The organism is Streptomyces sp. NPDC127106 (assembly GCF_042677605.1).
In the GTDB taxonomy this organism is placed as follows: domain Bacteria; phylum Actinomycetota; class Actinomycetes; order Streptomycetales; family Streptomycetaceae; genus Streptomyces.
This window is the reverse complement of the sequence record NZ_JBHXTC010000007.1, coordinates 105915-131378: the sequence shown is the minus strand read 5'-3', so window position 1 is coordinate 131378 and position 25464 is coordinate 105915. Positions and strand designations below refer to the sequence as shown.

Sequence of the window (25464 nt, the reverse complement as noted above, 5' to 3'; positions counted from 1 at the left end):
GCGAGTCACTGTCTCCGCTCCCTCACCCGCGCCACACCAACGGCCTCACTAATACAGCTAAATCCTCCCGCCCCTCGGCCGCCCCACCCACCCCCCCCACCCCCCCCCACCGGCATATCCGCTTGAGTTCTCCGCGGCGGGTCACCGGACCGACGGAGGCCGCCGGAAACGGGAGATCGGGGGTGCCACTCGTGCGGATCGGACTGCTCACGGAAGGTGGTTATCCGTATGCGACGGGAGAGGCGAGGCTGTGGTGCGAGCGCCTCGTGCGCGGGCTGCCGCAGCACGAGTTCGAGCTCTACGCGCTGAGCCGCAGCGCCGAACAGGAGGAACGCGGCCGGGTCGTGCTCCCCGAGCACGTCACCCGGGTCTGGACCGCCCCGCTGTGGGCCCCCGCGGACGACGGGCGCACCTACTCCCGGCGTGAACGCAGGCGGTTCGCCGACTGCTTCAAGGACCTGGTCCGGGGAGTCTGCGCCGACGAGGCCGAGCCCTTCGCGGCCGGCCTGTACGGACTCGCCGAACTCGCCCGCGAGCAGGGCGGCCTGTACGCCGCCCTGCGCTCCGAGACGGCGGTGCGCGCCGTGGAGGCCGCCTGTCGGGCCCCCGGCGCGCGCCGCTCCGTGCAGCGCGCACAGGTCGCGGACCTGCTGGAGTTCGTCGACGCCCTGGAGCAGCTGCTACGACCGCTGTCCCTCGACTGGTACGAGGACCTGCGCGAGGTGGACGTCTGCCACGCCGCCGCGGGAGGGGTGGCGGCCCTCCCCGGGCTGCTGGCCAAACGCTTCTTCGGGGTGCCGCTGCTGGTCACCGAGTACGGGGTCCGGCTGCGGGCGCACTACCTGGAGCGGTCCGCGGCCGCCGACCCCGGGCCGGACGGTCCGGCCGGGGGGCCCCGGCTCGCCGTCCGGGCCCTGCTCGCGGCCTTCCACGGACGCCTCGCCTGCGAGATCTACGCCCGCGCCGACCTGATCGTCGCCGGCAACGCGCACGCCCGGCGCTGGCAGGAGCGGTGCGGGGCCACCCGGGACCGGATGCGGACGGTGTACCCGGGGATGGAGGCGGACCGATTCGCCACGGTCGGGGAGGACCCGGACCGCGGGGACCCCGGCACGCTGGTGTGGGTCGGCCGGGTCGAGCCCGCCAAGGACCTGATCGCCCTGCTGCACGCCTTCGCCGAGATCCGCAAGGCCGCCCCGGACACCCGGCTGCGGATCTTCGCCACCGCCGCCGTCCCCGGCTACCTCGCCGACTGCCGCTCCCTCGCCGCGCAGCTCTTCCCCGACGAGGCCGCCGACGCGGTCACCGCGGGGGAGAACCCGGTCACCTTCGAGGAGCTGGGCGGCCCCGACGCCCCCACGCCGGCCGACGCCTGGGGATGCGGGCGGGTGGCCGTGCTGTCCTCCGTGATCGAGGGCTTCCCGATCACCCTGGCCGAAGCGATGCTCTGCGGCCGGGCCACCGTGTCCACGGACGTCGGGGCCGTCTGCGAGGTCATCGGCGGCACCGGACTCGTCGTCCCGCCGCGCAACCCGCGGGCCCTCGCCGACGCCTGCCTGTCCCTGCTGAACGACCCCGAACGGGCCCGGCGGCTCGGCGCCGCCGCCCGTGCCCGGGCCCTGGAACTGTTCACCGTCGAGCAGAACGTGGCCGCCTTCCGCGAGGCCTACCTGTGGCTGCTGGCCCGCGGACCCGGCCGGGCCGACGGCACCGTCCCCTTCGAACAACCCCCCGAGGCCCGGGTCCCGGGCCACTGGACGAGCCCCGCGTGGGCCCCGAACCCGGAGGCCGCGGTATGAACCTCGACGAAGCCGCCCCCCTCGCCGCGGCCCCCCGCCGCCGCGCCGCCGGCGACCCCGTCAAGATCCTGCTGCACCGGCACCGGGCGCTGTGCGAGCGGGCGGTGGACCCACTGGAGATCGCCGCCGGGCTCGAAGCACGGGGCATCACCGACCGGACCGCCGCCCGGTTCCGACACCGCGACGTGTTCTCCCTCGCCGAGGAGCTCTACGCCCGCACCCCGCGCGGGGAAGAGCCGCCCGCACCCCCCACCGCCGCCCCCGCCGACGCCCGCGCACTGCGCCGCTTCGGGCTCGCCCTGCTGCCCGGCGCCCTCGCCTGCACGGCGGCCGCCGCCGCGGTGCCGTACGCGGGAGCCGCCGTTGCCCTCGCCGCGGCCACCGTCCTCGTCCTGCCGGGACCCCCAGGGCGGGCCGCCGCGGGCCGCGCCCGCCGGGCCGGCCGCACCCCCTGGGCCGCCCGGGCCGTCCTGCTGCTCGCCGCGGCCGCCGCCGGCTGGGCCGTCCACCGCCACGGAACCCCCCTCGGCATCGCCCTCGCCCTCGCCGCGGTCCCCGGCCACCTCGCCGCCGCCCTGTACACCACCCGGGCCCGGCACCGGCTCGCCGCCAGCCGTGCCCTGGAGGACTTCGCCGACGGGGCCCGGCCGCTGCTGCTCGGCACCGTCGCGGGCTTCACCCTGGCCGCCGCCGGCGCGGCCCTCCTCGCCGGAGCCGCCGTGACGCTCGCCCTCCCGTTCGCCCTGCTCTTCTTCCTCACCCGGCTGCTGCTCGGCCACGGCGCCCCCCGCGGGCCCGTCGCCGCCGCCCTCGCTCTCGCCCTGGTACCGGCCGCGGCCGCGGTGTCCGCCGCCGCGGCAGGACTCCTCGTCCTCGCCGTCCCCGTGCTGGCCCGCGCCTCCGCGCACGCCCGGCCCTAAGCGGCGCACCCCCTCCGCTCCCCGACGCCCCCCGTCCCACGCCGACGCCCCCCCGCCCGACGCCGCACGCCCGGCCCGCCGCTCCAGCGGCCGACGCCGGAGCACCGTACCCACCCTTCCCCCAGCCCACCGACCAAGGAGACACCGCATGACCGGCCAGCCCACCGACCGAGGGACCGCGCGATGAGGGTGCTGCTGATCGGAGCCAACGGATACCTCGGCCGCTACGTCGCCGACCGGCTGCTCGCCGACCCCGCCGTCCAGCTCACCGCGCTCGGCCGCGGCGACGACGCCGACGTCCGCTTCGACCTCGCCACCGGCAGCCCCGGCGCCCTCACCCGGTTCCTCGACGCCGTCCACCCCGGCGTCGTCATCAACTGCGCGGGGGCCACCCGCGGCGGGGCCCGCGAGCTCACCCGGCACAACACCGTCGCCGTCGCCACCATCTGCGAGTCCCTGCGCCGCAGCGGCTGCGGGGCCCGCCTCGTCCAGCTCGGCTGCGCCTCCGAATACGGGCCCAGCCAGCCCGGATCGTCCACCGCCGAGGACGCCGTGCCCAGACCCGGCGGGCCGTACGGCGTCAGCAAGCTCGCCGCCACCGAGCTGGTCCTCGGCTCCGGGCTCGACGCCGTCGTCCTGCGGGTCTTCTCACCCGTCGGGCCCGGCACCCCGGCCGGCTCCCCGCTCGGCAGGCTCGCCGAGGCCATGCGGCGCGCCATGCAGTCCGGCGACGGAGAGCTCAAGCTCAGCGGGCTCGGCGTCCAACGCGACTTCGTGGACGTACGGGACGTGGCGCGGGCCGTGCACGCCGCCTCGCTCTCCGCCGCCCAGGGTGTCGTCAACATCGGCACCGGCCGCGCGGTCCGCCTGCGCGACGCGGCCGCCGTCCTGGCCCGGGTCGCCGGATACGGAGGAGCCCTGCACGAGCTCGACGTACCCCACGGCGGACCGCACGCCGGACCGCAGCAGTCTCACCCCGGGGCCCACGGGCTCCACGGCCCCCACGGGCTCCACGGCTCCCACGGGCACCCGGGCGCCCGGGCCGGCGGCCTGTCCGCCATCGGCGCCCCCCGATCCGAGGCCACCGCCGAGCAGCTGGCCGCCGCCGCCCCGCCCCCGGCCGCGTACCCCTACCCCGACGGCTGCGGCGCCTGGCAGCAGGCCGACGTCCGCACCGCCCGCGACCGCCTCGGCTGGCGGCCCCGGATCAACCTGGAGGAGTCCCTCGCGGACATCTGGATGGAGGCGGCGTGCCGCATCTGACCACGCAGGCCGCGGCGCCCGCCGCCACCGGGGCCGGCCGCCTCGGCCTCGGCATCCCCGGCTACGCGCACCCGCTGCTCGCCCCCGTCGAATGGGCCGAGCTGACCCGCCCCGGCACTCCGCTGCACTGGGCCGTGCTCAACGTCACGGACGGGCCCGGCACCCGGCCCGACCCGCACTGCACGGAGGCCGCCGGCCGGCTCCGGGAGGCCGGCGGCACCGTGCTCGGGCACCTCGCGATGCTGGACGGGTCCCGGTCGTTCGGCGAACTCGTCTCCGACGCGCACCGGTTCGTCGACTGGTACCGGGTGGACGGCTTCTACCTGGACCGGACCCCCGCCGGCCCGGCCGAACTGGCCGCGGTGCGCCGCGTCACCGACGCCCTGCGCGGGCTCGGCCGGGGCCTGCGGATCGTCCTGGGGCACGGCACCCACCCGTACGAGGGCTACGCGGAGGCCGCCGACCAGCTCGTCACCTTCTCCGGGGCGTGGACCGACTACCGCTGGTCGCAGGTGGCCGAGTGGACCGCCGACCACCCGCCGGAGCTGTTCTGCCACCTCGTCCACGGCGTGCCGCGCACCCACCTGGAGGAAGCGCTGCGGATCGCCCGCTGGCAGGGAGCCGGCACCATCTGGTTCACCGACCGGCGCGGCAGCCGTGGAGGGGACCCCGACCCCTGGGCGGCGATGCCCGCGTACTGGGACGAAATTGTCTCAAGGATCGGACCAGGTGTCTCGGAATGAAGAAGGGCGTGGCAGTGTTACGGGAAGAACCACCGTTCGACTTACCCATCTACGGAGTCCCCGTGTCGCTGCCACCCCTGGTCGAGCCAGCTGCTGAGCTCACCGTTGACGAGGTCCGTCGGTACTCCCGCCACCTGATCATCCCCGACGTCGGGATGGACGGCCAGAAGCGCCTGAAGAACGCCAAGGTGCTCGCCGTCGGAGCGGGCGGCCTGGGCTCGCCCGCCCTGATGTACCTCGCCGCGGCCGGCGTCGGCACCCTGGGCATCGTCGAGTTCGACGAGGTCGACGAGTCGAACCTGCAGCGCCAGATCATCCACAGCCAGTCGGACATCGGCCGCTCCAAGGCCGAGTCCGCGCGCGACACGGTGCTGGGCATCAACCCGTACGTGAACGTGGTCCTCCACGAGGAGCGGCTCGAAGCCGACAACGTGATGGACATCTTCGGCCAGTACGACCTGATCGTCGACGGCACGGACAACTTCGCCACCCGCTACCTCGTCAACGACGCCTGCGTGTTGCTGAACAAGCCGTACGTGTGGGGCTCCATCTACCGCTTCGACGGCCAGGCCTCGGTCTTCTGGTCCGAGCACGGCCCCTGCTACCGCTGCCTCTACCCGGAGCCCCCGCCGCCGGGCATGGTCCCGAGCTGCGCCGAGGGCGGCGTCCTGGGCGTGCTGTGCGCGTCCATCGGGTCCATCCAGGTCACCGAGGCCATCAAGCTCCTCGCGGGCGTCGGCGAGCCGCTGGTCGGCCGCCTGATGATCTACGACGCCCTGGAGATGCAGTACCGCCAGGTCAAGGTCCGCAAGGACCCCGACTGCGCGGTCTGCGGCCCGAACGCCACCGTCAAGGAGCTCATCGACTACGAGGCCTTCTGCGGCGTCGTGTCGGAGGAGGCCCAGGAGGCCGCGGCCGGTTCGACGATCACTCCCACGCAGCTGAAGGAGTGGATCGACGGCGGCGAGAGCATCGAGATCATCGACGTCCGCGAGAAGAACGAGTACGAGATCGTCTCGATCCCCGGCGCGAAGCTGATCCCCAAGGGCGAGTTCCTCATGGGCTCCGCGCTCCAGGACCTGCCGCAGGACAAGCGCATCGTCTTGCACTGCAAGACGGGTGTCCGCAGTGCGGAAGTCCTCGCGGTCCTGAAGTCCGCGGGCTTCGCCGACGCGGTCCACGTCGGCGGCGGCGTCATCGGCTGGGTCCACCAGGTCGAGCCGCAGAAGCCGGTCTACTAGGACTCCCGTAGTACCCCGGTACTGCCCGAAGGGCCCTGCCGCGCACGAGCGCGGCAGGGCCCTTCGCCGTCCGCCCGCCGCTCAGCCGGCGGCCGCGGCGACGGGGCCGGGGGAGGCCGTGGGAGTGGGGGTGGGGGCGACGGCCGTGCACACCGTGCCGGCGGGCGGCACCTTCCCGTCCAACAGGTAGGAGTTCACCGCCTGCTGCACGCACGGGTCGCCGCTGTTGTACGCCCCGTGCCCCTGCCCCTCGTACGTGAGCTCCACGCCGACGCCGGGGCCGAGCCGTTCGACCATCTTGCGAGCCCCTTCGTACGGGGTCGCCGGGTCACCGGTGTTGCCGATCACCACGATCGGGGCCGCGCCGGGCGCCGACACGTCCGGGGTCTCCCACGCGCCCGCCACCGGCCAGCCGGTGCAGCTCATCATGGCCCAGCCGAGGAACTCCCCGAAGACGGGGGAGGCCGCCCGGAACTCCGGCAGTTTGGCCTTGGTCCGGGCGAGGTCGTACCGGTCCTTGAAGTCGGCGCAGTTGATCGCCGTGTTGGCGGCGGCGATGTTGCTGTAGCGGCCGTTGCGGTCCCGGCCGTTGAGCGTGTCGGACAAGAGCATCAGCAACTGCCCCTGCCCGCCCTCGGCCTCGTCGATCCCCTGCTCCAGCAGCGGCCACAGCTCCTGGGAGTAGAGGGCCTGCGCGATCCCGTTGGTCGCGGCGGAGTCGGTGAGCATCCGGCCGCCGATACCGGGGATCGGCTTGTCGGCGAGGCTCTTCTGCAGCCGGACGATGTTGTCCTCGATCTCCTTGGCGGTGCTGCCCTGGAGCCGGCACGCGTCGCCACGGTCCACGCAGTCCTGCGCGAAGTTGCCGAGGGCCAGCTGGAAGCCCTTCGCCTGGCCGAGCGCGCCTCCCTCGGAGGTCTTGGTCGGGTCCACGACCGCGTCGAAGACGGCCCGCCCGACGTTCTTCGGGAAGAGGTGGGCGTAGACCCCGCCGAGCTCGGTGCCGTAGGAGATCCCGAAGTAGTTCAATTTCTCGTCGCCGAGGGCCTGGCGGATCCGGTCGAGGTCGCGGGCCGCGTTCTCGGTGCCGACGTACGGCAGCACCTTCCCGGAGCGCGCCTTGCAGGCCGCCTGGTAGCGCCGGGCCATATCCGTGAAGGACTTCTCCTCCTGTGGCGTGTCGGGGGTGGAGTCCTGCGCGTAGTACCGGTCGAGCTGCGGGTCGGTCTCGCACAGCACGGGCACGCTCCGCCCCACCCCGCGCGGGTCGAAGCTCACCAGGTCGTACCGCTCCCGCAGGGCCCCGTAGTCCTTGGCGACGCCGGGCAGCGTACTGATCCCGGAGCCGCCGGGCCCACCGAAGTTGAACACGAGCGACCCGATCCGCTTGTCCTTGTCCAGGGCCTTGGCCCGGATCAGCGCGATCGGAATCGTCTCGCCCTCCGGCTTCGCGTAGTCGAGCGGCACGTGCAGCGTGGCGCACTCCCAGCCCTTGGGCGGTGCCGCCCCGCCGCCCTGCGCGGCATTGGGCGCGGGGCACTCGCCCCACTGGAGCGGCGCGGCCCCCTCGGTCCCCCCGGCCCGGGGCGTCGTCCGTTCCTCCCCGCCGGAACACGCACTGGCCGCCACCAGTGCCCCGGCGAGGGCAACGGCACCGGCAAGGCGCAGCACGTTCGTCGACATACCCCCATCCTGCGACCGCGCCCCGCACCCCGCCCGCGCACGCACCCGTTCGGGCGGCGGCGGCCGGGCGGCGGGGCTGCGGGGCTGCGGGCGGCCGGGCGGCAGGGCCGGCTAGATGGCTTCCTTGCGGGTCAGGTAGTTGAAGGACACCCAACCGGGGAGGACGGGCAGCCAGAACGTCATCAGGCGGAACAGCAGGACCGCCGAGATGGCGACCTCCTTGTCCAGGCCGGCGGCGATCAGGCCCAGCGTCAGCGTGGTCTCCACCGCGCCGATGCCGCCCGGCGTCGGCGCCGCCGACCCGAGCGCGTTGCCGGCCAGGAAGACCACCGCGATGCTCGCGTAGCTGAGGGTCTCGCCACCCCCGAAGGCACGGACCGACGCGTCCAGGCACATCACGAAGCAGCCGGTCAGCAGCACCATCCCGCCGATTCCCGTCAGCAGCTTCTGCGGCCGCTGGAGCACGTCCAGCATGCGCGGCACCACACCGGCGAACAGCGCCCGCACCCGGGTCACCACGAACTTGCGCAGCAGCGGCACCGCCGTGACGACGAGGACCAGCACGGCCACCGTCAGCAGACCGGCGATGACCGTCCGGGACGGGGTCATCTCCGGGGTCTTCTCGGTGCCCGTCAGGTAGCCGAAGGCCAGCAGCAGCAGGACGTGGCAGGCGAGCCCGAACAACTGCGAGGCGCCCACGCTGGCCACGGCCAGCCCGGGCCGGACCCCCGCCCGCTGCAGGAACCGCGCGTTGAGCGCGACACCGCCCACCGCGGCCGGGGCGACCAGCTTCACGAAGGAGCCGGCGACCTGCGCGACCACCGTCCGCAGGAACGGCACCCGCTCCGGCACGAAGCCCAGCAGGCTCATCGCCGCGGCGACGTACGACAGGGCCGAGAAGGCCAGCGCCGCCCCCACCCAGCCCCACTCCGCCTGGCCGACGATCGTCGCGAAGTCCACGTGGGCCAGCTGCGTGAGCAGGAAGTACGCGCCGAAGGCGCCCGCGATGAACGACACCAGCGTGCGCGGCCGGATCCGCTCCAACCGGGCCGGCTCCACCGGGGCCTGCGGCCGGATCAGCAGCACCTGCCGGCGGATCTGGCTCAGCAGGTCCTCCTCGCGGGCCCCTTCCAGGGCGTCGTCGAGCGCCCTCTTCTCCGCCTTGCGGTCCGCGGCGCGGTCCGCGGCCGAGACCGCCCCGTCCTTCGTCCCCGCCGCCTCCCGTGCGGCCTTCGCCGCCCGCGAGGACTCCAGCACGGCCTCCCGCTGCCGGTCGGCGCGCTCCCGGGCCAGCCGGCGCAGGGTCGCCCGGGTGGACCGGCTCAGCGCGATCGGCTGGAGCAGCGGCAGGCAGTCCGCCACCGCGTCCGGACCGAGCACCGACACCGCCGAGGCCACCGCCCGCTCCGCGCCGACCCGCAGGCCGAGGGTGGTCAGCAGCTGCGCGATGTCCATCCGCAGGACCAGCTCGCCGGCCGCGATCTCGCCGCCGCGCAGGTCCGTGAGGACCACGTTGCCGGAACGATCCACCAGCAGTGCGTCGCCCGTGAGCCGGCGGTGTGCGATCCGCCGCGACTGCAGGGCCCGCACCTGCTCCCACGCGTTGTGGGCGAGGCGGTCGGTGATCTCCGCGTCGGGGAGGGAGTCCAGGGGCCGCCCGTCCAGGTGCTCGTACACGAGCATGACGGCGTCCGGCCCGAGTTCGGAGGTGGCGATCAGCTTCGGCGCGTTGGCCCCGGCGGCGATGGCCGCGTAGGCGAGCAGCGCCTCCTGCTCCAGTGACTGGCGCAGCGACTGCAGGCTCCGCCGGGTGGTGATGCCGCGCAGGGTCATCCGGCGCCACACCCGGTAGAAGAACCCGTGCGCCTGCTGCTCGCGGTCGACGACGGTGACGTCGAGGGGCGGGCCGTCCTCCAGGGTCACGTGGTAGCGGCGGCCGCGGTCGCTCGCCTCGGATGCGTCGGCGCCGTCGGCGATCTCCGCGCGCGCCGCGCTGACCGGCTGGAAGCCGACGTGGCGCAGGCCGGCGAGGAGGTGCTGCCCGGTCGGGCGGACGTTCGGCGAGCCGACGGCGTACAGCGTCCCGTACGCGACGCTCCAGCCGATCAGCACGGTCAGGATGATCGAGAACGGGGTGGTGTAACCGCTCACGAGCATGGCGAACGCGTCGAGCAGCAGCACCACCCACAGGGCGACCCGCCAGCGCGGCCGGCGCGTCATCCCGACCGCGGTCATGTACGCGATCACGGGCGCGAGGTAGCCGTGCACCGGGTCGGTGAGGGCCCCGCCGGCCGCGGTGGCCCGGGTCAGGGCGTCCTGGATGGAGGCGGGGGCGCCCTGGGAGACCCACAGGTCGGTGGCCAGGGTCATCCCGTGGGCGAGGACGGCGGCGAGCACGCCGTCGGCGATGCGCAGCCCGTCGCGTTTGATCAGCCGCTCGATGGCGAAGGCGACGGGCACGAGCAGGACGGCGATGCTCGACACCAGGCCGGCGACCTGGATCAGCAGGTCGGGGGCGGCGCCGGTGCCCTGGCTGATGTCGGCCTCGAGGCCGGCGGTGGTGCCGTGGGCGAAGGCGGCGATGGCGAGCACGACGGCGATGCCGAGGACGCCGACGAGGAGGCGGACCAGGTCGGAGGGCCGGTGCACACGGGCGGCGAGCAGCGGCTCGTCGACCTCCACGACCTCGACCTCGCCCTGCTCGGCGTGGCTTGCGGGACCGGTGGGGGCAGTGGGACCGGTGGGGGCAGTGGGGCCAGTGGGTGCGGCGGGGCCGGCGGGGCCGGTGGGGCCGGCGGGTTGGGTGGGGCCAGTGGGGCCGGGGGCCCCGGAGCGCCCGGAAGGCTCGCCGGGGCGCGGGCTCGGCTCCGGTCGCGGCTCCGGATCCGGCTCCGGATGCGGGCGCGGCTCTGGGCGCGATCCGTCGTCCTCGGTCGCGCCGTCCGGAGGGCTCACACCCTGCTCCTTCGTCGTCACATCCGTCTCTTCTTGATCACGTATCACCAGTCACCGCCCGGAAGATGGTGGCACGGACCGGCGGGCGCGGGGGGCAGCAGGGTGCGCGCCGGTACGGAAGGAAACACTCCGCGGAAGCGTCCGCGAGGTGCGGCACCATGGGCGGAATGAGCGAGGAGCTGCCCGCGTACGCGGAGCGCGTGCTGGACGTGGCCGAGCGGATTCCGCCCGGCCGGGTGATGACGTACGGGGACGTCGCCGAGTGGCTCGGCGAGGGCGGGCCGCGCCAAGTCGGCCGCGTGATGGCCCTGTACGGGGGTGCCGTGCCCTGGTGGCGCGTCGTACGGGCGGACGGGCGCCCCCTGCCCGGCAGCGAGCACCGGGCCCTGGGGCACTACCGGGCCGAGTCCACCCCGCTGCGGCTGACGGCCGGCGGTGAGGCGCGCCTGGACATGCGGCGGGCCCGCTGGGACGGGAGCGGCGCGGGCGACGAACGGGACGAGGGTCACATCTGACAGCTTCGTCCACAGGATGCCCCGGAGGGGAGTGCAGCGTCCACGCGAAGGACCGTACGGGGGACCCGCGCCCGCCCGCCCGCGGCCCCGCCGGAGGCCCCCGGCGGGGTCCTGTCCGGCACCTGAGACGGCCATCCGCGCCCGACCTCGGCGAACTGCGCGGGGCGTCCCGCTTGCCGTAGCGTTGCCTCTTCGGCATGCGCCGAGGCAGCAACCGCAGCAGACCCACCAGGACCGGCACCCCACGTGATCACCTCTTTCCCCGACCGCTCCGAGCGGCGGCGTACGCGGACCCCGGATGCGTACCGCCTCGTGCGCGGCGGGCCGCGGCGGGTGGAGTCCCCTGTGCTGGACGCAGCACAGCAGGCGGTGGTTGATCACACCGCCGGGCCGCTGCTCGTCCTCGCCGGGCCCGGCACCGGCAAGACCACCACCCTCGTCGAGGCCGCCGCGGCCCGCGTCGAGGCGGGGGCGGACCCCGCCCGCATCCTGATCCTGACCTTCAGCCGCAAGGCGGCCGTGGAACTCCGCGACCGGGCCGCCCTGCGGCTCGGCGGCGCCCGCGCCCCGCAGGCGACCACCTTCCACTCCTTCTGCTACGGGCTGGTCCGCGCCCACCAGGACACCGACCTGTTCGCCGACCCGCTGCGGCTGCTGTCCGGCCCCGAGCAGGACGTCATGGTCCGCACCCTGCTGGAGGGCCAGCGCGAGATCCGGTCCATCCGCTGGCCCGACGACCTGCGGGCCGCGCTCACCACGCGCGGCTTCGCCGACGAGGTCCGCGCGGTCCTCGCCCGCGCCCGCGAGCTGGGCCTGGGCCCGGGCGCACTGGACGCCTTCGCCTCCCGGCAGGGGCGCCCCGACTGGAAGGCCGCGGCCGCCTTCCTCTCCGAGTACCTGGACGTCCTGGACATGCAGGGCACGCTGGACTACGCCGAACTCCTCCACCGCGCCGTCCTGCTCGCCGAGCGGACGCCCGCGCTGTCCGCCGCGTACGACGTGATCTACGTGGACGAGTTCCAGGACACGGACGCCTCGCAGCTGCGCCTGCTCCAGGCCCTGGCCGGGCCCGGCGGCACCCTGGTCGCGTTCGGCGACCCGGACCAGTCGATCTACGCCTTCCGCGGCGCGGACATCAACAACACGCTCGACTTCCAGGGCGCCTTCCCCGGCGCCGCCGTCCGCGCCCTGACCGTCGGCCGCCGCTCCGCCGCGAACCTGCTGGCCGCCACCCGCCTGCTGACCACGCGCATGCCGGTGCCGCGGCTGCCCGCGGACGCGGTCCGGGCGCACCGCGGGCTCACGCCGACGCGGGAGGGCGGCCGGGTCGAGGTGTACACGTTCCCGACGGCCGGCGCCGAGCTGGACAACATCGCCGACATCCTGCGCCGCGCCCACCTGGAGGACGGCGTGCCCTGGCAGGACATGGCCGTCCTCGTCCGGGCCGGCGGCCGCACCCTGCCGGCGATGCGGCGGGCCCTGATCGCGGCGGGGGTCCCGGCCGAGACGGACGGCGCGGATATCCCGCTCCGCCACGAGCCCGCGGTCTCCCCCCTCCTGACGGCCCTGCGCGCCGCCGCCCTGGCCACCCCGTCCCCGCAGCACGCCCCCGCCACCCAGCCGGCCTCCGAGCCCGGGGAGGCCTCCGAGCCCGGGGAGGCCTCCGAGGCGGGGGAGGCCTCCGACGCCTCCGAGCCCGCCGGACCGCCCGCCGAGGTGACCGAGACGGCGCAGGCGTCCGCGCCGGCAGACGCAGATGCAGACGCAGACCCTGCCGCGCCTGCCGCGCCTGCCGCGCCTGCCGCGCCGGCCGAGGCGGTCGAAGCCGCCGGAGCCGCCGGAGTCGCCGGAGTCGCAGACGTCGCCGGGGGCGGGGTCGACGTCGGGTGGGTCGGGGTCGAGGCGGCGCTCGCGTTGCTCGCCTCCCCGCTCGGCGGGATGGACGCCGCCGACCTGCGGCGGCTCGGGCGCGCCCTGCGCGACGAGGAGCGGGCCGCCGGGGTCGTGGTGCCCGCACCCTCCGACGTGCTGCTCGCCCGCGCCCTCGCCGAGCCGGAGCGCCTCGTCGCACACGATCCGGCGTACGCCCGGGGCGCGCAGCGCCTCGGCCTGCTCCTGCGCAAGACCCGCGAACTGCTCCAGGGCGGCGGCACCGCCGAAGAGGCCCTGTGGACCCTCTGGGACGGCACCCCCTGGCCCCAGCGGCTGGAACGCAACGCCCGCCGCGGCGGCCCGGCCGGCCGCAACGCCGACCGGGACCTCGACGCCGTCTGCGCCCTCTTCGACACCGCCGCCCGCGCCGAGGACCGCACCGGCGGCCGCGGCGCCCTGAACTTCCTCGAACAGCTCGAGGCCGAGGACATCGCCGCCGACACCCTGACCCGCCGCGCCACCCGCCGCGAGGCCGTCCGGCTCATGACGGCACACCGCTCCAAGGGCCTGGAGTGGCAGCTCGTCGTCGTCGCCGGCGTGCAGGAGGGCCTCTGGCCCGACCTCCGGCGCCGCGGCTCCCTCCTGGAGGCCGACCGGATCGGCCGCGACGGGCTCGCCGAACCGCTCAGCCCCGGCTCCCTCCTCGCCGAGGAGCGCCGGCTGTTCTACGTCGCCGCCACCCGGGCCCGCGAGCGGCTCGTCGTCACCGCCGTCAAGGCCCCGGCCGAGGACGGTGACCAGCCCTCCCGCTTCCTCACCGAGCTGGGGGTCGCTCCCAAGGACGTCTCCGGCCGCCCGCGCCGCCCGCTGTCCGTCCCCGCCCTCGTCGCCGAGCTGCGCGCCACCACGGTCGACCCCGAGGCCTCACCCGCGCTCCGCGACGCCGCCGCCCGCCGTCTCGCCCGCCTCGCCGCGCTCACCGACGAGGACGACCGGCCGCTGGTCCCCGCCGCGCACCCGCAGCGCTGGTGGGGCCTGTACGAGCCCACCCGCAGCAGCATTCCGCTCCGCGACCGCAACCGGCCCGTCGCCCTCTCCGGCAGCGCCCTGGACCAGCTCGCCAACACTTGCTCCCTCCAGTGGTTCCTGGGCCGCGAGGTCAAGGCCGACGCCCCGGCCACCGCCGCCCAGGGCTTCGGCAACGTCGTCCACGTCCTCGCCGACGAGGTCGCCTCCGGCCGCACCCCCGCCGACCTCGCCGTCCTCATGGAGCGCCTGGATTCGGTGTGGGACGCCCTCGCCTTCGACGCGCCCTGGAAGTCCCGCCAGGAGAAGGACACGGCCCGCGCGGCCCTGGAACGCTTCCTGCGCTGGCACACCACCGACCGCGGGGGCAGGGCGGCGGTCGCCACGGAGCACGACTTCGACGTCACGCTCGAAGCGGGCGAGTACGCCGTCCGGATCCGGGGCTCCATGGACCGGGTCGAGGCGGACCCGCAGGGGCGGGCGTACGTCGTCGACTTCAAGACCGGCAAGTCCGCGCCCACCAAGGACGAGGTCGCCCGGCACCCGCAGCTCGCCGTGTACCAGCTCGCCGTCCGCGAGGGCGCGGTCGACGAGGTCTTCGACGGCACCCGGCCCGCACCGGGCGGCGCCGAGCTGGTCCACCTGCGCCAGGGCGCGGCCGTGCGCGACGGCGGCGCGACCGTCCCGAAGGTCCAGGGGCAGGAGGCGCTGTCGCCGGGATCCTCCGGCGAGTGGGTCGGAGACCTGCTGGCGACCGCCGCCGGCCGGGTCCTCGACGAGCGGTTCGTCCCCGCGCCCGGCCGGCACTGCGGCCACTGCTCCTTCCGCAGCTCGTGCAGCGCCCGCCCGGAGGGCCGCCAGACCGTGGAGTGACCCGCGTCGCAGCCGCCCGGTGTGTGAGACGGATCGCGGGGGATGTCGGCCCGGACGGCTAGCCTTTCCGGGTGTCCGCGCGCCCGTCTCCCCACCTGACCGACCCCGAGCAGCTCAAGGAGCTCCTCGGCATCCCGTTCACCCCCGAACAGCTGGACTGCATCACGGCCCCGCCCGCCCCGCAGGTCATCGTGGCCGGTGCCGGGTCCGGCAAGACCACGGTCATGGCCGCCCGGGTGGTGTGGCTGGTCGGCACCGGAACGGTCGCGCCCTCCCAGGTCCTCGGCCTGACCTTCACCAACAAGGCCGCCGGCGAGCTCGCCGAGCGCGTACGGACGGCCCTGGCACAGGCCGGCATCACCGACCCGGACCCGTCCCCCGCCGGTACCGCCGGTACCGCCCACGGCGCGGACGCCGATGCCGCGGCCGGCGGCGAGCCCCGCATCTCCACCTACCACGCGTTCGCCGGGCAGCTCCTGAAGGACCACGGCCTGCGCATCGGCCTGGAGCCCAGCGCCCGGCTGCTCGCCGACGCCACCCGCTTCCAGCTCGCCGCTCGTGTGCTGCGCGAGGCCCCCGGCCCGTACCCCGCGCTCACCAAGTCCTTCCCCGACCTGGTCAGCGACCTGCTCGCGCTCGACGCGGAACTGTCCGAGCACCTGGTGACCCCCGGGCGGCTGCGCGCGTACGACACCGCGCTGCTCGACGAACTCGCCGGCACCCGCCTCGGCAACGAGGAGCTCCGCAAGATCCCCGAGGCGGTCCGCGGCCGCCTGGAGCTGCTGGAGCTGACCGAGCGCTACCGCACCGCCAAGCGCTCCCGCGACCTGCTCGACTTCAGCGACCAGATAGCCCTGTGCGCGGAGCTCGCCACCACCCGGCCCGAGGTGGGGGCGCTGCTGCGCGAGGAGTTCCGCGTGGTCCTCCTCGACGAGTACCAGGACACCTCCGTCGCCCAGCGGCTGCTGCTGTCCGGGCTGTTCGGCGGCGGCACCGGGCACGCCGTGACCGCCGTTGGCGACCCCTGCCAGGCGATCTACGGCTGGCGCGGCGCGTCCGTGGCCAACCTGGACGACTTCCCCGAGCACTTCCCGTACGCCGACGGCAGCCCCGCCACCCGGTTCTCCCTCAGCGAGAACCGGCGCAGCGGCGGCCGCCTCCTCGACCTGGCCAACGGCCTGGCGGCCCCGCTGCGCGCCATGCACGAGGGCGTCGAGGCGCTGCGCCCCGCACCGGGGGAGGAGCAGGCGGGCTCCGTCCGCTGCGCGCTGCTGCCCACGCACGCCGAGGAGCTGGACTGGCTCGGCGACTCGGTCGCGCACCTGGTCCGGACCGGGACCGAGCCCCGGCAGATCGCCGTGCTGTGCCGGGGCGCGGCGGACTTCGCACAGATCCAGGCGGCGCTGGTGGCCCGCGACGTACCGGTCGAGGTGGTCGGCCTCTCCGGGCTGCTGCACCTGCCCGAGGTCGCCGACCTGATCGCGGTGTGCGAGGTGCTCCAGGACCCGGGCGCCAACGCCTCCCTCGTCCGCCTCCTGATCGGGCCGCGCTGGCGCATCGGCGCCCGCGACCTGGCCCTGCTGGGGCGGCGCGCACGGCAGCTGGTGGCGCGCGCGCAGGGCGGGACGGACCCGGAGGGGCGGCTGGCGGCCGCCGTGGAGGGGGTCGACCCGGCCGAGATCGTCTCCCTGGCGGACGCCCTGGAGACCTTCCTCGACGGCGCGGGCGGCGAAGGGTCCGGCTCCGCCGCCCCCGTGGACGACCTGCCGTTCTCGGCGGCCGCCCGGATCCGTTTCGCCCACCTCGCCCAGGAGCTGCGCGACCTGCGGCGCTCCCTCGCCGACCCGCTGATGGACGTCCTGCACCGGGTCCTGGCCGCGACGGGCCTCGACGTGGAGCTTTCGGCGTCCCCGCACGCCCTGGCCGCGCGCCGCCGCGAGACCCTGTCGTCGTTCCTCGACGTGGCGGCCGGCTTCGCCTCCCTCGACGGCGAAGCGTCCCTGCTCGCCTTCCTGGCCTTCCTGCGCACGGCCGTCCAGTACGAGAAGGGCCTCGACCACGCGCTGCCGGGCGGCGAGAACACGGTCAAGGTGCTCACCGCCCACAAGTCCAAGGGCCTGGAATGGGACGTCGTCGTCGTCCCCGACCTGTGCGCGGGCTCGTTCCCGAAGCAGAAGCCGCCGGAGGCCTGGACCTCGTACGCGAAGGTCCTGCCGTACGCGCTGCGCGGCGACGCGCCCACCCTGCCGGCCGATCCCGAGTGGACCTCGGCGGGCATGAAGTCCTTCAAGGCGGCCCTGAAGGAGCACAAGGAGGTGGAGGAGCTCCGCCTCGGCTACGTGACGTTCACCCGCCCGCGCTCGCTGCTCCTGGCCTCCGCCCACTGGTGGGGCCCGACGCAGAAGAAGCGGCGGGGGCCGTCGCCGTTCCTCCAGGCGCTGTACGAGCACTGCGCGGCGGGCCACGGCGAGATCGAGGCCTGGGCCCCGGAGCCGGACGAGGACGAGGAGAACCCGGCCCTGGCCGCCGAGTCCGGCCCGGAGCACTCCTGGCCGCTGCCCCTGGACCCCGCGTCACTGGCCCTCCGCCGCGCGGCGGCCGCCCTGGTGGAGTCCCACCTGGCAGCCCCCCGCCCGGAGCCCGCCCCGACGGCCCCGGACGACTACCTCTGGCCCCCGGACTGCGAAGACCCGTCCTTCGACGAGGAGCCCGCCCCGCCCTGGCCGGACGAGGATTCCGCCATGCCCGCAGGGCGTGCTGACGCCCCGGTCGCGCCGGGCGGGGGCGACGCCTTGTGGCTGCCGGGCGACCCGGTGGCCGAAGCGGACCCGGCTGCCGCGCAGCAGGCCCACGGCCCGGCGGCCGGGGGCGGGGTCCGGGGCGGAGCCCCGGTTTCGGGAAGGGACGGGGTGGGGGACGGACCCGCCCCCGGCGGCCTGCGCCCCGGCCCTGCGCTGCCCGCACCCACCCCGCCGGGTGACGGGGGAGCGGCGGCGGCCTGGGACGGCCCTGTCGACGACCTGTGGCTGCCCGGCGACGAGGCGGCCCGGGACGGCTCCGCGGGACCCGGCGGACCCGCCGGACCCGGCGGCGGACCGGGAGGCCTCAGCCCCGAGGAGGCGCGGGCCATCGCCTCCTGGGACCGGGACCTCGACGCCCTGGAGGGCGAGCTCCGCCGCACCCGCGAAGCCGTCCGCGACGTCGAGCTGCCGTCCGCGCTCTCCGCGAGCCAGCTGCTCCGCCTGGCCGCGGACGAGCAGGCCTTCGCCCGCGACCTGGCCCGCCCGATGCCCCGCCCGCCCCAGCCGGCGGCCCGCCGCGGCACCCGCTTCCACGCCTGGGTGGAGTCCCGCTTCGACGAGCTCCCCCTCCCCTTCCTCGACGTCCTCGACCCGGAGGCGGGCGGCCTGCCCGGCTCCGACCAGGAGGTCGCGGACGAGGCCGACCTCGCCTCGCTCAAGGAGTCCTTCGAGCGCAGCGAGTACGCCGAGCGCACCCCGTACCGCCTGGAGGCCCCGGTCCAGGTGACCCTGGCCGGCCGCGTCATCCGCGGCCGGATCGACGCGGTGTACCGCAACCCCCGGGGCAGCAAGTACGCGTACGAGATCGTCGACTGGAAGACCAGCCGCGGCACCGAGGCCGACCCCCTCCAGCTCGCGATCTACCGCCTCGCCTGGGCGGAGACCACCGGCACCCCCCTCCGCCGGGTCGGAGCGGCCTTCCTCCACGTCCGCAGCGGCCGCGTCATCCGCCCGCCCCGCCTCCCCGGCCGGGCCACCATTGAGCGGATCCTCCAAGGCGCATCGGGCACGGCCGGTGGCCGTCGGGCAGCCAGATAGGCTCGTGGACATGAGCGAAACCCCGGCGGACAACGTCGTCCGCACGTACATCGACACGCACCGCGCCGCCTTCCTCGACGACCTCGCCGAGTGGCTCCGCATCCCCTCCGTGTCGGCCCAGCCCGAGCACGCGGGTGACGTACGACGCAGCGCCGAGTGGCTCGCCGCACAGCTCGCCAAGACCGGCTTCCCGGTCGCCGAGGTCTGGGAGACGGACGGCGCGCCCGCCGTGTTCGCCGAGTGGCCCGCCGACGACCCCGGGGCCCCGACCGTCCTCGTCTACGGGCACCACGACGTGCAGCCCGCCGCCCTCGCCGACGGCTGGCACACCGAGCCGTTCGAGCCGGTCGTCAAGGACGGCCGGATGTACGGGCGCGGCGCCGCCGACGACAAGGGCCAGGTGTTCTTCCACACCCTCGGCGTCCGGGCCCACCTGGCCGCGACCGGCGCCGACGCCCCCGCCGTGCACCTCAAGCTGCTGGTCGAGGGCGAGGAGGAGTCCGGATCCCCGCACTTCCGGGCCCTGGTCGAGCGGGAGGCGCACCGCCTCGCCGCCGACGTGGTGATCGTCTCCGACACCGGCATGTGGTCCGAGACCACCCCGACCGTGTGCACCGGCATGCGCGGCGTCGCCGACTGCGAGATCGACCTGCACGGACCCGACCAGGACATCCACTCCGGCGCGTTCGGCGGGGCCGTGCCCAATCCGGCCACCGTCGCCGCCCGCCTGGTCGCGGCGCTGCACGACGCCGACGAGCGGGTCACCATCCCCGGGTTCTACGACAACATCGCCGAACTGACGGACGAGGAGCGGGCGCTGATCGCCGAGCTGCCGTTCGACGAGGACGAGTGGCTGCGCAACGCCAAGTCCCACGCCACGGCCGGCGAGAAGGGCTACTCCACCCTGGAGCGCGTCTGGGCCCGCCCCACCGCTGAGGTCAACGGCATCGGCGGCGGCTACCAGGGCCCCGGCGGCAAGACCATCGTGCCCGCCTCAGCCCAGCTGAAGCTGTCGTTCCGCCTGGTGTCCGGGCAGGACCCGTACGAGGTCGAGGCCGCCGTCCGGGACTGGGTCGCGGCCCGCGTCCCGGACGGGATCCGCCACTCCATCGTCTTCGGAGCCCCGACCCGCCCGTGCCTGACCCCGCTGGACCACCCGGCGCTGCAGTCCGTCGTACGGGCCATGGGCCGCGCCTTCGGGCAGAAGGTCCGCTTCACCCGCGAGGGCGGGTCGGGGCCGGCGGCCGACCTCCAGGACGTGCTGGGCGCGCCCGTGCTGTTCCTCGGCATCTCGGTGCCGTCGGACGGCTGGCACGCCCCGAACGAGAAGGTCGAGCTGGACCTGCTCCTCAAGGGCGTCGAGACGGCCGCCCACCTCTGGGGCGACCTGGCGGCCCACTGGAAGCCCGCGCCCGCGGTCTGACCGCCGCAGCGCACCCCGCGCTACGCCCCGCACCCCACATCACGCACGCACGCACCACGAGTCACGAGTCACCGAGCCTGCCCGTTCACGCCACCGGGGGAGTTGGAAAGTACCTGTGAGCACGTATACCGAGCACCCGATCTCGCTGGCCGCGCCCAGCGGAATCGACCGCGCCGCGCACCACCGCCTCGACGAGGCCTGGCTCGCCGCCGCCTGGAGCCACCCCACGACCCGTGTCTTCGTGGTCTCCGGCGGCCAGGTCCTGATCGACGACACCCCCGACGGCGGCACCGGGATCGTGATGACCCCGGCCTTCGAGGCCCCGCTCACCGAGACCCACCGCTACTTCCTCGGCACCGACGAGGACGGCGTACGGTACTTCGCGCTGCAGAAGGACGCCCTGCCGGGCCGCATGGACCAGTCGGCCCGCCCGGCCGGCCTGCGCGAGGCCGGGATGCTGCTGTCCCCGCGCGACGCCGGGCTGATGGTGCACGCGGTGGCCCTGGAGAACTGGCAGCGGATGCACCGCTTCTGCTCCCGCTGCGGCGAGCGCACCGTCGTCGCGGCGGCCGGCCACATCCGCCGCTGCCCGGGCTGCGGCGCCGAGCACTACCCGCGCACCGACCCCGCAGTGATCATGCTGGTCACCGACGACCAGGACCGGGCGCTGCTCGGCCGCCAGGTGCACTGGCCGGAGGGCCGCTTCTCGACGCTGGCCGGGTTCGTGGAGCCGGGCGAGTCCATCGAGCAGGCGGTGGTCCGCGAGGTCTGGGAGGAGGCGGGCGTCCGCGTCGGCGAGGTCGAGTACGTCGCCAGCCAGCCCTGGCCGTTCCCGTACAGCCTGATGCTCGGCTTCACGGCCCGGGCCGACTCCTACGAGATCAACGTCGACGGCGAGGAGATCCAGGAGGCCCGCTGGTTCTCCCGCGAGGAGCTGCGCAGCGCCTTCGAGACCGGCGAGGTGCTGCCCCCGTCGGGGATCTCCATCGCGGCCCGGCTGGTCGAGCGCTGGTACGGCGAGCCCCTGCCGCGCCCGGTCGGATAGCCCGCGGGCGCCGGGCGCCGGCGCGGGACCCGGGGCAGGACGAGCGAAGGGCCCCCGCCTCGGCGGGGGCCCTTCCGCGCGCACGCCCGGCGCGCCGGCCCGGCTCGCGGATCCGGCTCAGACGGCGAGGGCCTGCTGCACCTGGGCCAGGCTCGGGTTCGTCATGACCGACTCGGCGCCCGAGGGGGACACCACCAGCACGGTCGGGACGGTCTGGTTCCCGCCGTTCGCCTTCTCGACGAACGCCGCGGACTGCGGGTCCAGCTCGATGTTGATCTCGTTGTACGCGATGCCTTCCCGGTCCAGCTGGGTCTTCAGCCGGCGGCAGTAGCCGCACCAGGTCGTGCTGTACATCGTGACGGAACCCGTGTCCTGCATGCTGCGCTCCTTCGTGGGGTGGGTGGTCCGGAGTACTCGAACGTACGGGACCCCGCGGCCATTCCCGCACCCGTCGCACGACGCATGCGTCAAGTACGACCAGTGTGACCGCGGCCACCGGCCTGTGGACGGAGCTCCCGCCCGCAGGTCCGGACCTGGCAGCATGGCGGGGTGACAGCAGCAACGCCCTTCCCGCCCTTCCCCGCCGGCGCAGCCGACCCGGCCGACCCGGCCGGCTCGGCCGACGCGGTGCTCCTGGGCCTGGACCCGGAACAGCGCGAGGTCGCCACGACCCTGCGCGGACCGGTGTGCGTGCTGGCCGGAGCCGGAACCGGCAAGACCCGGGCGATCACCCACCGCATCGCCTACGGCGTCCGGTCCGGGCAGCTCATGCCCGCCAGCGTGCTGGCCGTCACCTTCACCAACCGTGCCGCCGGCGAGATGCGCGGCCGGCTGCGCGCCCTGGGCGCGGGCGGGGTCCAGGCCCGCACCTTCCACTCCGCCGCCCTGCGCCAGCTCCAGTACTTCTGGCCCAAGGCCGTCGGCGGCGCGTTGCCCCGGCTCGTCGAGCGCAAGGTCCAGCTGGTCGCCGACGCGGGCACCCGCTGCGGCCTCCGCCTCGACCGCAGCGAGCTGCGCGACGTCACGGGCGAGATCGAATGGGCGAAGGTCACCCAGACCGTCCCCGCCGACTATCCGGCGGCCGCCCTCAAGGCGGGCCGCGACGCCCCCCGCGACAGGGCCGAGATCGCCCACCTGTACGGGGCGTACGAGCAGCTCAAGCGTGACCGCGGCATGATCGACTTCGAGGACGTGCTGCTGCTCACCGTCGGCATCCTCCAGGACCGCCACGACATCGCCGCGCAGATCCGCGCCCAGTACCAGCACTTCGTCGTGGACGAGTACCAGGACGTCAGCCCGCTCCAGCAGCGGCTGCTGGAGCTGTGGCTCGGCGACCGCGACAGCCTCTGCGTCGTGGGCGACGCCAGCCAGACGATCTACTCGTTCACCGGGGCCACCCCGGACCACCTGCTGGACTTCCGCATCCGCTACCCGCACGCCACCGTCGTCAAGCTGGTCCGTGACTACCGCTCCACCCCGCAGGTGGTCCACCTCGCCAACGGGCTCCTCGCCCAGGCCGGCGGCCGGGCCGCCGCCCACCGCCTGGCACTGGTCTCCCAGCGCGAGCCCGGCCCCGACCCGGTCTACGCCGCGTACGCCGACGAGCCCGCCGAGGCCGAGGGCGTCGCCGCCCGGATCCGGAAGCTGATCGCCGCGGGCGTCCCGGCCGGCGAGATCGCCGTGTTGTTCCGCATCAACGCCCAGTCCGAGGTCTACGAGCAGGCCCTCGCCGACGCCGGCGTCCCGTACCAGCTGCGCGGCGCCGAGCGGTTCTTCGAGCGGGCCGAGGTGCAAAGGGCGCTCCTCGCCCTGCGCGGCGCCGCCCGCTCCGCCGGCAACGACCCGCTGCTCGACGACGTCATCGGGCTCGGCGCCCAGGTCCGCGCCGTGCTCAGCGCCACCGGCTGGACCGCCGAGCCGCCCGCCGGCTCCGGCGCCGCGCGCGAGCAGTGGGAATCGCTGGCCGCGCTGGTCCGGCTCGCCGAGGACTTCGCCCGGGCCCGCGGCGGGGCCACCCTCGCCGACCTGGCGGTCGAGCTGGAGGAGCGCCGGGCCGCCCAGCACGCGCCGACCGTCCAGGGCGTCACCCTCGCCTCGCTGCACGCGGCGAAGGGACTGGAGTGGGACGCCGTCTTCCTGGTCGGCCTCACCGACGGCATGCTCCCGATCACGTACGCCAAGACCGACGAACAGATCGAGGAGGAGCGACGGCTCCTCTACGTCGGCGTCACCCGCGCACGGCACCACCTGACCCTCTCCTGGGCCCTCTCGCGCTCTCCGGGCGGCCGTGCCTCCCGTGAGCCCAGCCGCTTCCTGAACGGGCTCAGGCCGGGCTCAGGGGCCCTTGCGGCGTGGGTCGGCTCCCCGGCCGAGCGGGAGGTGGCCGAGCGGGAGACCCGCCGCCGCACCCCGCGCGGCCCCGCCCGGTGCCGGGTCTGCGGCAGAACGCTGACCGCGGCCGGCGAGCTGAAGCTGATGCGCTGCGAGGACTGTCCGTCCGGCATGGACGAGGGCCTCTACGAGCGGCTGTGGGAGTGGCGTGCGACACAGGCCCGGGAGCAGCGGGTGCCCGCGTACTGCGTCTTCACGGACAAGACGCTGATGGCGATCGCCGAGGCCGCGCCCGCGGAGCCGGGCGAGCTCACGTCCATCCCCGGCGTGCCCGCCCGGAAGCTCGATCGGTACGGAGCCGAGGTCCTGGCCATCTGCGCAGGTCAGGGGCCTGACGCTGGGCCCGGGGTCGACGCGTAGAAACTCGTCGGAAAAATAGTTTGCACATGCCCAGTCGATCCCCATAGGTTCTTAGCAACGGAAACGGTGGCTTCTGACGAAGCTTCCGATCCGTGCTGTACTTATCCGAATACGCATGGGACAGGCCCCCGGGCCCGTCCCCGAGACGCCGAGAGGAGGCGAGACCAGTGACCAGCACCATCACCACCACCAAAATGACCGGTCGCTCGGTCGCCGCTTCCTGCACGCTCGGCTCCTCCTCGCTTCTCCCGCTCATGGGCACCGGTCTGTCCGCGATTTCCGCCGACAGCCGCGTCCTGCTGGCCGCCGCGCCCGTCGCGCTGGTCGCGAGCGAGCGGAATGAGCGACCGACCCAGGCACCGGTGGCAGTGCCGGCAGAAGCCCAGGCCCACGCCTATGGCTTCGCCTTCGCGGCCGGTGCCGGATCCAAGACGAAGCAGACGAAGCAGCAGCACCACCTGATGTGGGCCTTCCGTGGGCTCGAACCCTGGAGTGATCCAGCCTGATCCAGCGATCAGGCCGGCGCCTTCAGGGCCGCGGAACCCCACCCGGGATCCGCGGCCCTTCTGTTTGTCCCCGAACGGGGACGACGGCGAGAAGGAGCCTCGGGACTGGCAAGACCAGGTACCAGCCGCCCCCGGCCGAACCGGGCCGGAACGACTAGCCGAACAAGACGAGGAAGAACACACCGTGCAACTCGAAGAGCACGCCCCGTCCGTACCGCAGACCCAGACGATCTCCCCGCCCGCAGTCCCGGAGGACTCCACCTTGACTCCCCTCACCGCGCTCACCGCGCTCGACGACGCCATCGAGAACCTCGGCGTACCGGTCGCCTGCCGTACCTACGACCCCGAGGTCTTCTTCGCCGAGTCCCCGGCCGACGTCGAGTACGCCAAGTCCCTCTGCCGGACCTGCCCGCTGGTCGAGGCCTGCCTCGCCGGTGCGCTCGAGCGCCGCGAGCCCTGGGGCGTCTGGGGCGGCGAGCTCTTCGTCCAGGGTGTGGTCGTGGCCCGCAAGCGTCCCCGTGGCCGCCCGCGCAAGAACCCGGTTGCCTCGGCATGAACGCCATCGGAACCATCGACCGCCCCCTGACGCACGACCCCCTGAAGCAGGCCCCCATGACCACCCACACGACGAGCGAGAAGCCGCACGGCTCCGCCACCGCAGACTTCATCACCACCGGCGCGATCACCTCGCGTCAGAACAGGACCCGCGAAATGCAACTCATCCCAGAAGCCCTGGCCCGTGCGCATATGGACGAGCGCATGCGTGAGGCCGACGCCGAGCGTCGCGCCCTGCGCCTGGTCGCCGCCCGCCGCATGCAGCGGCGAGCCGAGCGCGTCTCCATGCGCGCCCGCCGTGCACTGGCCATGGCCGTCATGCACTGAGACCAGCCCGCCCGCCCCGCCCCCCCGCGGCGCCCCCCCCCCCCCCGGGGGCCCGGGCGCGCCGGCCGCGGCCCCCCGGGGGTGGGGGCCGCGGCCCGCCCCGCGGGGGTGTAGGAGGGTGGGGGGCC

General features: G+C 74.9%; 17 protein-coding genes. 14 read left to right on the top strand and 3 right to left on the bottom strand.

Translation table 11 applies throughout. From position 1 onward, the window contains the following. Positions 1–191 precede the first annotated feature (191 nt). The 5 genes from ACFVGY_RS09965 (at position 192) to moeZ (ending at position 5966) form a co-directional block, all read left to right on the top strand. Positions 192–1799, top strand: coding sequence for a DUF3492 domain-containing protein (locus tag ACFVGY_RS09965; RefSeq protein ID WP_385673717.1), 1608 nt, complete (start codon positions 192–194; stop codon positions 1797–1799). Continuing rightward, positions 1796–2719 (top strand): hypothetical protein, encoded by a 924-nt coding sequence (locus ACFVGY_RS09960; RefSeq protein WP_385673714.1) that lies wholly within the window; start codon positions 1796–1798, stop codon positions 2717–2719. The genes ACFVGY_RS09965 and ACFVGY_RS09960 overlap by 4 nt, the downstream gene beginning before the upstream one ends. 183 nt (positions 2720–2902) lie before the next feature. Beyond that, positions 2903–3982 (top strand): NAD-dependent epimerase/dehydratase family protein, encoded by a 1080-nt coding sequence (locus ACFVGY_RS09955; protein ID WP_385673711.1) that lies wholly within the window; start codon positions 2903–2905, stop codon positions 3980–3982. Continuing rightward, positions 3970–4725 (top strand): spherulation-specific family 4 protein, encoded by a 756-nt coding sequence (locus ACFVGY_RS09950; RefSeq protein ID WP_385673709.1) that lies wholly within the window; start codon positions 3970–3972, stop codon positions 4723–4725. Before ACFVGY_RS09955 ends, ACFVGY_RS09950 begins: the two co-directional genes overlap by 13 nt. Before the next feature lie 62 nt (positions 4726–4787). After that, complete coding sequence (gene moeZ, locus ACFVGY_RS09945; protein WP_385673706.1) at positions 4788–5966, top strand: adenylyltransferase/sulfurtransferase MoeZ; 1179 nt, start codon at positions 4788–4790, stop codon at positions 5964–5966. 81 nt (positions 5967–6047) lie between these two features. Here moeZ and ACFVGY_RS09940 read toward each other — a convergent pair whose 3' ends face one another. After that, complete coding sequence (locus ACFVGY_RS09940; RefSeq protein WP_385673703.1) at positions 6048–7649, bottom strand: alpha/beta hydrolase; 1602 nt, start codon at positions 7647–7649, stop codon at positions 6048–6050. A gap of 111 nt (positions 7650–7760) precedes the next feature. Then, positions 7761–10652 carry a flippase-like domain-containing protein gene (locus ACFVGY_RS09935; protein WP_385673701.1) on the bottom strand — a complete coding sequence of 964 codons (2892 nt, stop codon included), beginning with the start codon at positions 10650–10652 and terminating at the stop codon, positions 7761–7763. Positions 10653–10762: 110 nt separating this feature from the next. Between ACFVGY_RS09935 and ACFVGY_RS09930 the strand changes: the two genes are divergently transcribed. From ACFVGY_RS09930 to nudC, 5 genes are all read left to right on the top strand, one after another. Next, complete coding sequence (locus ACFVGY_RS09930) at positions 10763–11119, top strand: MGMT family protein (RefSeq protein WP_385673698.1); 357 nt, start codon at positions 10763–10765, stop codon at positions 11117–11119. A 249-nt stretch (positions 11120–11368) separates the two neighbouring features. After that, a complete protein-coding gene (locus tag ACFVGY_RS09925; protein ID WP_385673996.1) occupies positions 11369–14890 on the top strand; it encodes an ATP-dependent helicase in 3522 nt (1173 codons plus the stop codon). A 71-nt stretch (positions 14891–14961) separates the two neighbouring features. Continuing rightward, a complete protein-coding gene (locus tag ACFVGY_RS09920; protein ID WP_385673695.1) occupies positions 14962–18729 on the top strand; it encodes a UvrD-helicase domain-containing protein in 3768 nt (1255 codons plus the stop codon). A gap of 10 nt (positions 18730–18739) precedes the next feature. Then, complete coding sequence (locus ACFVGY_RS09915) at positions 18740–20152, top strand: dipeptidase (RefSeq protein ID WP_385673692.1); 1413 nt, start codon at positions 18740–18742, stop codon at positions 20150–20152. Between the two features lie 115 nt (positions 20153–20267). After that, the gene (gene nudC, locus ACFVGY_RS09910; protein ID WP_385673689.1) at positions 20268–21197 is read left to right on the top strand and encodes an NAD(+) diphosphatase; all 930 of its coding nucleotides are present in this window, start codon (positions 20268–20270) and stop codon (positions 21195–21197) included. A 117-nt stretch (positions 21198–21314) separates the two neighbouring features. Here the strand turns inward: nudC and ACFVGY_RS09905 are convergent, their stop codons facing one another. Beyond that, positions 21315–21575 carry a glutaredoxin domain-containing protein gene (locus ACFVGY_RS09905; RefSeq protein WP_385673686.1) on the bottom strand — a complete coding sequence of 87 codons (261 nt, stop codon included), beginning with the start codon at positions 21573–21575 and terminating at the stop codon, positions 21315–21317. A gap of 171 nt (positions 21576–21746) precedes the next feature. Here ACFVGY_RS09905 and ACFVGY_RS09900 point away from each other — a divergent pair, with 171 nt between their 5' ends. The 4 genes from ACFVGY_RS09900 (at position 21747) to ACFVGY_RS09885 (ending at position 25336) form a co-directional block, all read left to right on the top strand. Further along, the gene (locus ACFVGY_RS09900; protein ID WP_385673683.1) at positions 21747–23948 is read left to right on the top strand and encodes an ATP-dependent DNA helicase UvrD2; all 2202 of its coding nucleotides are present in this window, start codon (positions 21747–21749) and stop codon (positions 23946–23948) included. Between the two features lie 167 nt (positions 23949–24115). After that, positions 24116–24454: a hypothetical protein gene (locus tag ACFVGY_RS09895; protein ID WP_385673680.1), complete on the top strand. Its 339-nt coding sequence runs from the start codon at positions 24116–24118 to the stop codon at positions 24452–24454. Between the two features lie 184 nt (positions 24455–24638). Beyond that, positions 24639–25010: a WhiB family transcriptional regulator gene (locus ACFVGY_RS09890; protein WP_179176816.1), complete on the top strand. Its 372-nt coding sequence runs from the start codon at positions 24639–24641 to the stop codon at positions 25008–25010. Beyond that, positions 25007–25336, top strand: a complete 330-nt coding sequence (locus tag ACFVGY_RS09885; protein WP_385673677.1) for a hypothetical protein — start codon at positions 25007–25009, stop codon at positions 25334–25336. The genes ACFVGY_RS09890 and ACFVGY_RS09885 overlap by 4 nt, the downstream gene beginning before the upstream one ends. Positions 25337–25464: the final 128 nt, after the last annotated feature.

Coding starts and splice junctions, on each gene's coding strand:
- ACFVGY_RS09960 (WP_385673714.1), top strand. CDS start 1,796: ATGAACCTCGACGAAGCCGCCCCCCTCGCCGCGGCCCCCCGCCGCCGC.
- ACFVGY_RS09955 (WP_385673711.1), top strand. CDS start 2,903: ATGAGGGTGCTGCTGATCGGAGCCAACGGATACCTCGGCCGCTACGTC.
- ACFVGY_RS09940 (WP_385673703.1), bottom strand. CDS start 7,649: ATGTCGACGAACGTGCTGCGCCTTGCCGGTGCCGTTGCCCTCGCCGGG.
- ACFVGY_RS09930 (WP_385673698.1), top strand. CDS start 10,763: ATGGGCGGAATGAGCGAGGAGCTGCCCGCGTACGCGGAGCGCGTGCTG.
- ACFVGY_RS09915 (WP_385673692.1), top strand. CDS start 18,740: ATGAGCGAAACCCCGGCGGACAACGTCGTCCGCACGTACATCGACACG.
- ACFVGY_RS09905 (WP_385673686.1), bottom strand. CDS start 21,575: ATGCAGGACACGGGTTCCGTCACGATGTACAGCACGACCTGGTGCGGC.
- ACFVGY_RS09885 (WP_385673677.1), top strand. CDS start 25,007: ATGAACGCCATCGGAACCATCGACCGCCCCCTGACGCACGACCCCCTG.